Consider the following 8,090-nt stretch of genomic DNA (forward strand, 5'->3'; position numbering starts at 1 on the left):
GACTTCAGCACAGGCGCTACGTTCGACCAGTCAGTCGCCTGAAGAAAACCCAAGAATTCGAGGAGTGTTGTGAGCGGGAATGAGCAGCCGGTGCAGCTGTGGGGCGGCCGGTTCGCCAGCGGGCCGGCGGAGGCGATGGCGGCGCTGAGCGCGTCGACCCATTTCGACTGGCGGCTGGCGCCGTACGACATCGCCGGGTCGAGGGCCCACGCGCGAGTGCTGCGGAAGGCCGGGCTTCTCACCGAAGACGAGCTGACGGGCATGCTCGCCGCGCTGGACACGCTCGCGCAGGACGTCGCCTCGGGCGCGTTCACCCCGACCGTCGCCGACGAGGACGTCCACACCGCGCTCGAACGCGGTCTGCTGGAGCGGGCGGGTACCGAACTCGGTGGCAAGCTGCGGGCGGGCCGTTCGCGCAACGACCAGGTTGCGACGCTGTTCCGGATGTGGCTGCGTGACGCCGCCCGCCGGGTGGTCGCCGGCACCCTCGGCGTCGTCGACGCGCTGGTTTCGCAGGCGAAGCGGCACCCGGACGCGATCCTTCCGGGGCGCACCCACCTGCAGCACGCCCAGCCGGTCCTGCTGGCGCACCACCTGCTCGCGCACGGCCAGTCGCTGCTGCGCGACGTCACCCGGTTGCGTGACTGGGACGCTCGCACCGCCGAGTCGCCCTACGGTTCCGGCGCGCTCGCGGGTTCCTCGCTCGGGCTCGACCCCGAGGCCGTCGCCGCGGAACTCGGCTTCGACACCAGCGTCGACAACTCGATCGACGGCACCGCCTCGCGGGACTTCGTCGCCGAGTTCGCGTTCGACGTCGCGATGCTCGCGGTCAACCTGTCCAGGATCGCCGAAGAGGTGATCATCTGGAACACCGCCGAATTCTGCTACGTCACCCTCGACGACGCCTGGGCGACCGGCAGTTCGATCATGCCGCAGAAGAAGAACCCGGACGTCGCCGAGCTGACTCGTGGCAAGGCCGGTCGGCTCATCGGCAACCTGACCGGGCTGCTCGCGACGCTCAAGGCGCAGCCGCTCGCGTACAACCGGGATCTGCAGGAGGACAAGGAGCCGGTCTTCGACTCCGTCGAGCAGCTGGAACTGCTGTTCCCGGCGATCGCGGGCATGCTCGAGACGCTGACCTTCCACACCGACCGGCTCGCCGAACTGGCGCCCGCCGGGTTCACCCTCGCCACGGACATCGCCGAATGGCTTGTGCGCCAAGGGGTTCCGTTCCGTGTCGCGCATGAAGCGGCGGGGGAGAGCGTCCGCGTCGCCGAAGGCCGCGGTGTCGGCCTCGACGAACTGACCGACGAAGAGTTCGAGAAGATCAACCCGGCGCTGACGCCCGCCGTACGCGAGGTGCTGACCGTCGAGGGCTCGGTGAACTCGCGCAACGCCCGTGGCGGAACCGCTCCCGAGCGGGTCGCCGAACAGCGGGACCGGCTGGTCGCGCGGGTCACCGAACACCGTGCCTGGCTGAGCTGACCTCTCGCGTGAGGCCCCCTTCTGTAGCCCCGGAGGCCGGTAGCCGTCTGCCCTGCACTAACACGGTTACTGGCCTTCGGCGGTACGCAGCGGGTACACAACAGTTGAGAACACGTCATCCATGAGCGAGCGGGCGTGTTCGTGGGCCTGCTCGAACAGGTGCCCGCACGTCTCGGACGTGGTGATGATGGAAGCGTGTCCCAGGTAGTCGCGGACCAGTTCCATGGAGGCGCCCCGATGGGCGGACCGTCTTCGATCAGCCGGGACGCGAAGTAGTGACGAAGGTTGTGCATCCTGTAGGCGCCGCCCGTGTCAAGTTCGGCCGCCTTGATCGCGGGGAGTTGCTGACCGCGTACGAGCGAGTGCTAGGAGACGGCATGAAGAGGACCGACCTTGTCCATCCTCGCCTGATCAAGATCGACACTCCGCAGGAGCGCGAACGCGTCTTGGCGGCCGTCGATGTTGGGGAGCCTGACGTGTTCGCCCAAGGGCCGACGTCCAGCTCTATCGATGCGGCGATCTGCCCGAACTTGTCCGAGAACGCCATCGGCCACTTCCGGACTTGGGCGATCGAGGGCAAGACATCGACCCTGCGGGCCAACGCGATTTCCGTGTTGGGTTTCTTGCCGGGTAGAGAGAACGCCGAAGTAGTAGCGCGGGCGCTAGACACGGACCTGAAGGTTCGGAGGCTCTGCGTAGCGTCCGAGGTTTCCCGGCTGTTGCAGTGGGATTGGCCGACGTCGCTACAGGTCGCTGACGACCCGACGACGGCGCCGAACGCGAAGAAACTTGGAGCGAAGCTGGCGAAAGAGGCCGTCGACCCGAAGGACACCGAATCTCGCTGAATCGCCGGTTGGCTGCTACAGCGGCTAGCCCCGGTTCTCGGCTGATTCGCCCCCTCGGTCATACCCGTGTCATGATCCGACACGGGGAGACAGGGGTGCGACTGGAGCGAAATCGAAGAAGTCGCCGCAGCGCTGCGGGCTGCCGTCGCGTCCCTTGAAAAGGCAGAGCAGGCAACGCAGCGGGCCGCCGGGGGCTTCGGAGAATCTGCCGAGCATCTAGGGCAGGCCGTCTACGGCACCGCTAACCCTGAGATAGGAGCTTTGCCTGGCCGGTACGACGAGCTACGCCAGTCCGCAGAGCAGGCGGTCAGCCACTTCAGGACCGTGAAGGCGAACATCTCGGCATATCTCGGCAAGATCGGCGCATCGGCAACACCTGCAAACAGCGAGTTCACAGGTCCGAAGCGGGAAGAGGGAGCCCGCGGCCGGCCTGGTGTGCACACCACAACCACGCAGACGAAGCCCGACCCGGTTTCACAAGACCGCGTGGATGAACTGAAGCGAGATCTTCCGCCGCGCGTCGACCGTCGGGAGGGGCAGAAGACACACGGGCAGTGGGTCACGGACTCAGGCGAAGGGGATGCCGGGTACATCGTGAGCGGTCGTGACGACATGGAAGCCGCAGCCGTCCAGTTCTTCAAGGACCAGGGCGCCCGGCGGATGCCTTCCACGACTGCCGACGTCGAGGTCAAGCTAGCCGTTCGCATGCAGAACAAGGGCATCACCAGTGCAACCGTCGTCGTCAACAACGAGGTGTGCAAAGGCCCGTTCGGCTGTGAGACGTTGATTCTCAAGATCCTTCCTCAAGGCAGCGCGCTCACCGTGTACGGGACCATGCCAGACGGGCAGCCCATCGGTGCCACCTACCTCGGACAGAGAAAGAAGCCATGATCGAAGCTTGGTATGACGGCACGGTGACCAGAGCGACCACGGTCACCACTGGGGCCGATCTCGACCGCGTTCTAGACGCCGTGGCGACCATGGACGGGCCGACGCTCGCCGAGTTGTACACGGACGGCGACCCGGAGAAGTCATGGCTTGAGATCGGCCTCCACGGCGAACGGGCAAGCCTGAAGTACGTCGGAGACGACGCACCGAACGGGGCGCACTCGAAGAGCGGGACGTTCCCGCTACCGCCGGGCGGACAGGTTCTCTACTACTTTATGAACAACCCTCGGGAGTACCCGGACGACGCGGAGATCCCCGTAGACGTCGCCCGGCAGGCCGCCCATGACTTCCTGACTTCCGGCGGGCAACGGCCGTCCGGCGTGAACTGGACCGAGCAGCATGGTCCGCTGTAGCACTTGGCCGTCAAAGGCGGGGGCCAACGGTTTGCGTGCCGGTACACGCTGGGTACACCGGCGTACCGATAAGGGCCGGTAGCGACCGGTACTAATAGGTTCGATTTTCGCTCGTCACCGACCCATCTGGCGCCTTTGCGCAGATCAGAAACAGGCACTACAGAAGGCCCCCTTCCCTCGCTGAACCGAGAGAAGGGGGCCTTCACGCGTTGACCGCCAAACCGTCGAGGACGCAGGAAAGGCCACGCTCGAAGTCGGAGTCGTTGGTCTCGCCGGGCTTCCGTTCCCGCTGGGCCGCGTACAGCTTCTTCAGCCGCGGGTGGTCCTGCACGGCCTGCTCGGCGGCGGGCCACAGCCGATCTTTCCATTCCTGCTCGCTCTGCCCGCTGCGCTTGAGCGTGGTGAGCCACGCGGCTTCGCTGGTGGCCCGCCCGACGACGAACGCCATGATCGTGTTGAACGCCAGATCGGCGTCGTCCAGCGAGAACCCGGCGTCCTCGAACAGCGCCAGCGCCGCCTCGGACAACCGCAGGACGTTCGGTCCCAGATACGCCACCCCCGCCTCGCCGAGCAGCGAGCCGATCCAGGGATGGCGGAGGAACACCGAGCGCAGGTCTCGCGCGAACCGCGTCGCCGCCGCTCGCCACGGACCGGACTCCGGGAGTGCGACTTCGCCGTAGATCTCGTCGACTACCAGTTCGACCAGTTCGTCCTTGCTGGCCACGTGGGTGTACATCGACGCGGCGGCCACGTCGAGCCGGATCCCGAGCTTCCGCATGCTCAGCGCGTCGATGCCCTCGGCGTCGAGCAGTTTGATGGCCGCGGAAACGATCTGTTCCCTGTTCAGCGACGGTTGCTCACGCTTTCGTTTCGGAGGACGAGCCCAGACCGACATTCGCTGTCTCACCTTCCCGTACAGTGTTCATTATGCCTAACAGTGTACGGACATCATTCGACCTTGCCCACTGGCAGTCCCGCCTCGATGCCCTGCGGGCCGAACACCGCGTTCCCGGTGCGACCCTCGCCGTACTCACCGACGGCGAGATCCACGAACTCGCGAGCGGGATCCTGCACCGGGGGACCGGCGTCGAGACCACCACCGACTCGGTCTTCCAGCTCGGCTCGGTCGCGAAGGTCTACACGGCCGCGTTGGTGATGGGGCTGGCCGAAGAGGGACGGCTGGATCTCGACGCACCGGTGGTCGAGGTCTTGCCGGAGTTCGCGACGGTCGATCCGGACGCGACCAAGACGATCACCGCCCGGCGGCTTCTGAACCACACCAGCGGCCTCACCTGCGACTTCACCGACGACACCGGGCGCGGCGACGACTGTCTCGCCAAGTACGTCGAAGCGGCGAGGGGTGTGGCGATGGACTGCCCGCCGGGGACGGCGGCGTCCTACAGCAGTGTCGGGTACAACGTGCTCGGCAGGATCATCGAGGTACTCACCGGTCTGACCTGGGACAACGCCCTGCGGGAACGGCTCGTCGCGCCTCTCGGGCTCGCCGAGACGATGACCTTGCCCGAAGAGGCGTTGCGGTTCCGGGTGGCGATGGGGCATCTCGGGCAGGACCCGGAGCCGACGGCCGCCTGGGATCTCATGCCGCGTAACGCCGGTCCCTACGGCCGGGTCCTCGCCACCGCCGGTGACGTGGTCCGCTTCGCGCTGATGCTGCTCGATGGCACCGCGGCCGACGGGACTCGCGTACTCGCCGAGGAGACGGTGACCGCGATGCGGCGTCGCGAGGTCGAGGTACCCGACAAGTGGACGCTCGGTTCCGACGGCTGGGGCCTGGGCCTGTCGATCTACGACTGGAACGGTGTTCCCGGCTTCGGGCACAACGGCTCCTCGATCGGGCAGCGCTCCTACCTGCGGGTGGTTCCGGAAGCCGAGCTAGCCTTCGCCCTGCTCACCAACCACGGCACGACCGATCGGCTGTACACCGCCCTGTCACGGGAACTGCTCGGCGAACTCGCCGGAGTCCAGGTGCCCGCCGATTTCGCTCCGCCGCCGTCGCCGCCTTCGGTGAACGTCGCACCCTTCGCGGGTACCTATCGCCGCGAAGGTGTCATCATCACCGTCACCGAGAAGGACGGGAAGCTGCGCTTCGTCTACGAATTCGCTGATGCGCTCAAGGGAATCGCACCGCCGATCGAGGCGGATCTGGTGCCCGTGTCGAAGAACGTCTTCGCCGGGAGGAACTCGATGTTCGGCGACGACTGGATGCCGGTGCTGTTCTCGAGACTCCCCGACGGCACCGAATACTGCTACACCGGCATGCGAGTGGCGCCGAGAATCCCGGCGTTCCGTGCGGGTGTCGAATCTGTCGGAGCCTCCGGTTAAGGTCGGGGAGTGCGGAACGTGGTGACCGGGAGACAGTTCACCCGGCGGGAACTGGCGCTGGATCCGGTGGAGCTGTCCACGCTCCTGCTCGGCGCGGTGATCGAAGCGACCGGTCCGGACGGCACGGTCGCCGTCCGCCTGGTCGAGGTCGAGGCCTATCGCGGACTCGACGATCCCGCGTCGCACTGTTATCGCGGCCAGACCCCGCGCAACGCGGTCATGTGGGGGCCGGCGGGGCATCTGTACGTGTACTTCGTCTACGGCATGCACTTCTGCGCCAACGTCGTCGGCACCGAAGACGGGCAACCGGGCGCCGTGCTGCTGCGGGCCGGAGAGGTGGTGTCCGGCGCGGACATCGCCAAGGCGCGCAGGCCGTCGGCGCGGGGCAACGGCGAACTCGCCAAAGGCCCGGCCATCCTCACTTCGGTGCTCGGCATCGACCGGGCCGAGAACGGGGCCGACTTGACCGACCCCGCGTCACCCGTCCGGCTGTACACCGGTGAACGCGTTCCCGAATCGTCCATCCGCAGCGGGCCGCGCGTCGGCGTCGCGATGGCGATGGACACGCCGTGGCGGTTCTGGATCGACGGCTCGCCCGCGGTCTCGGCGTATCGCCGCGGCGGCAAGCGGCGGGCGGCGGCCCCCGGCCGATAGTCGGTTGACCTGGTGCGGGAGGATCTACAGGCGTGAGCGAGCACATCCTTGACGAGCTGACCTGGCGCGGCCTGATCGCGCAATCCACCGACACCGACGCACTGCGGCGAGACCTCGACCAAGGACCCCTCACGCTCTATTGCGGATTCGACCCGACGGCACCGAGCCTGCACGCCGGCAACCTGGTCCCACTGCTGATGCTCTCGCGCTTCCAGCGCGCCGGACACCGGCCGATCGTGCTGGCAGGCGTCGCCACCGGGATGATCGGCGACCCACGCGATACCGGTGAGCGCACTCTCAACACACTGGACACCGTTTCCGAGTGGGCAGACCGGATCCGCGGTCAGCTGGAGCGGTTCGTCGACTTCGACGACTCGCCGACCGGCGCGGTCATCGAGAACAACCTGAGCTGGACCGCGAAGCAGACGGTGGTCGAGTTCCTGCGCGATGTCGGCAAACACTTCCCGGTCAACACCATGCTGAACCGCGAGACGGTGAAGCGCCGCCTCGAAGCCGACGGCATGTCCTACACCGAGTTCAGCTACCTGCTGCTCCAGTCGCAGGACTACCTGCACCTGTACCGCGAGTACGGCTGCAAGCTGCAGATCGGCGGCTCGGATCAGTGGGGCAACCTCGTCGGCGGCGTCGACCTGATCCGCCGGACCGACGGCGGGCACACCCACGCGCTGACCGCGCCGCTGGTCACCGACACCGAGGGACGCAAGTTCGGGAAGTCCACCGGCGGCGGCAGTGTCTGGCTCGACCCGGAGATGACCTCGCCGTACGCGTGGTTCCAGTACTTCCTGAACGTCGCCGACGCCGACGTCGTCCGCTACCTGAGGATGTTCTCCTTCCTCGGGCAGGAGGAGATCGCGGCCCTCGCCGAGGACACCGAACAACGCCCCCACCTGCGATCCGCGCAGCGGAAGCTGGCGGAGGACTTCACGACCCTGGTGCACGGCGAGGGGGCGACCCGGCAGGTCATCGCCGCGAGCCAGGCGCTCTTCGGCAGGGGAGAGCTGCGTGAACTCGACTCGTCGACCCTCGACGCCGCCATGGCCGAGGTGCCGAACGGCACGGCGGACCCGAGCGGTGAGTCGACGATCGTCGACCTGCTGATCGCCGCCGGGCTCGTCGACAGCAAGGGCGCCGCGCGCCGCACCGTCAAGGAAGGCGGCGCGTACGTCAACAACACGAAGATCGCCGACGAGGAGTGGAGGCCGTCCGCGGACGACGCTCTGCACGGCCGCTGGCTCGTGGTCCGCAAGGGCAAGCGCAACGTCGCCGGTGTGCGCGTCGGGGGCTGACCGTGGCCCTGGCCCGAAACAGGGGCCCTGACCTGCGTAAATGTCGTTAAGGTACCCCCCTGTTTCGGGCCCCTGGGGGCCATGTAAAGTTCTCCAAGTCGCCAGGGAAACCGGGTGGCCGCGGGACACGAACCAAGCTCTCACCTCAAGGTGAT

At 67.1% G+C, this 8,090-nt stretch carries 9 protein-coding genes; 7 read left to right on the forward strand and 2 right to left on the reverse strand.

Going from position 1 to position 8,090, the window contains the following annotated elements; translation table 11 throughout:
- Positions 1 to 69: 69 nt before the first annotated feature.
- A complete protein-coding gene (gene argH / locus ACM6LR_RS38155; protein WP_414942598.1) occupies positions 70 to 1,485 on the forward strand; it encodes an argininosuccinate lyase in 1,416 nt (471 codons plus the stop codon).
- A 66-nt stretch (positions 1,486 to 1,551) separates the two neighbouring features.
- Here the strand turns inward: argH and ACM6LR_RS38160 are convergent, their stop codons facing one another.
- Positions 1,552 to 1,710 (reverse strand): hypothetical protein, encoded by a 159-nt coding sequence (locus ACM6LR_RS38160; RefSeq protein ID WP_414945521.1) that lies wholly within the window; start codon positions 1,708 to 1,710, stop codon positions 1,552 to 1,554.
- Positions 1,711 to 1,760: 50 nt separating this feature from the next.
- Between ACM6LR_RS38160 and ACM6LR_RS38165 the strand changes: the two genes are divergently transcribed.
- The 3 genes from ACM6LR_RS38165 (at position 1,761) to ACM6LR_RS38175 (ending at position 3,631) form a co-directional block, all read left to right on the forward strand.
- Positions 1,761 to 2,330: an XRE family transcriptional regulator gene (locus ACM6LR_RS38165; RefSeq protein ID WP_414945522.1), complete on the forward strand. Its 570-nt coding sequence runs from the start codon at positions 1,761 to 1,763 to the stop codon at positions 2,328 to 2,330.
- A gap of 324 nt (positions 2,331 to 2,654) precedes the next feature.
- On the forward strand, positions 2,655 to 3,221 hold the full coding sequence (locus ACM6LR_RS38170; protein WP_414945523.1) for a DddA-like double-stranded DNA deaminase toxin: 567 nt from the start codon (positions 2,655 to 2,657) through the stop codon (positions 3,219 to 3,221).
- Positions 3,218 to 3,631 (forward strand): Imm1 family immunity protein, encoded by a 414-nt coding sequence (locus ACM6LR_RS38175; RefSeq protein ID WP_414945524.1) that lies wholly within the window; start codon positions 3,218 to 3,220, stop codon positions 3,629 to 3,631. The genes ACM6LR_RS38170 and ACM6LR_RS38175 overlap by 4 nt, the downstream gene beginning before the upstream one ends.
- A gap of 202 nt (positions 3,632 to 3,833) precedes the next feature.
- On the opposite strand, the gene ACM6LR_RS38180 is transcribed toward ACM6LR_RS38175, so the two are convergent.
- Positions 3,834 to 4,526, reverse strand: a complete 693-nt coding sequence (locus ACM6LR_RS38180; protein WP_414945525.1) for a TetR/AcrR family transcriptional regulator — start codon at positions 4,524 to 4,526, stop codon at positions 3,834 to 3,836.
- Between the two features lie 32 nt (positions 4,527 to 4,558).
- Here ACM6LR_RS38180 and ACM6LR_RS38185 point away from each other — a divergent pair, with 32 nt between their 5' ends.
- Genes ACM6LR_RS38185 through tyrS form a run of 3 tightly spaced genes read left to right on the forward strand, consistent with a single transcriptional unit; the run spans position 4,559 to position 7,935 of the window.
- On the forward strand, positions 4,559 to 5,974 hold the full coding sequence (locus ACM6LR_RS38185) for a serine hydrolase domain-containing protein (RefSeq protein WP_414945526.1): 1,416 nt from the start codon (positions 4,559 to 4,561) through the stop codon (positions 5,972 to 5,974).
- An 18-nt stretch (positions 5,975 to 5,992) separates the two neighbouring features.
- Positions 5,993 to 6,628 carry a DNA-3-methyladenine glycosylase gene (locus tag ACM6LR_RS38190; RefSeq protein ID WP_414942608.1) on the forward strand — a complete coding sequence of 212 codons (636 nt, stop codon included), beginning with the start codon at positions 5,993 to 5,995 and terminating at the stop codon, positions 6,626 to 6,628.
- Positions 6,629 to 6,660: 32 nt separating this feature from the next.
- Positions 6,661 to 7,935 carry a tyrosine--tRNA ligase gene (gene tyrS / locus ACM6LR_RS38195; RefSeq protein ID WP_414942605.1) on the forward strand — a complete coding sequence of 425 codons (1,275 nt, stop codon included), beginning with the start codon at positions 6,661 to 6,663 and terminating at the stop codon, positions 7,933 to 7,935.
- Positions 7,936 to 8,090 lie beyond the last annotated feature (155 nt).

The sequence above is a fragment of the Amycolatopsis sp. cmx-11-32 genome (assembly GCF_047608695.1).
Classification (GTDB): Bacteria; Actinomycetota; Actinomycetes; order Mycobacteriales; family Pseudonocardiaceae; genus Amycolatopsis.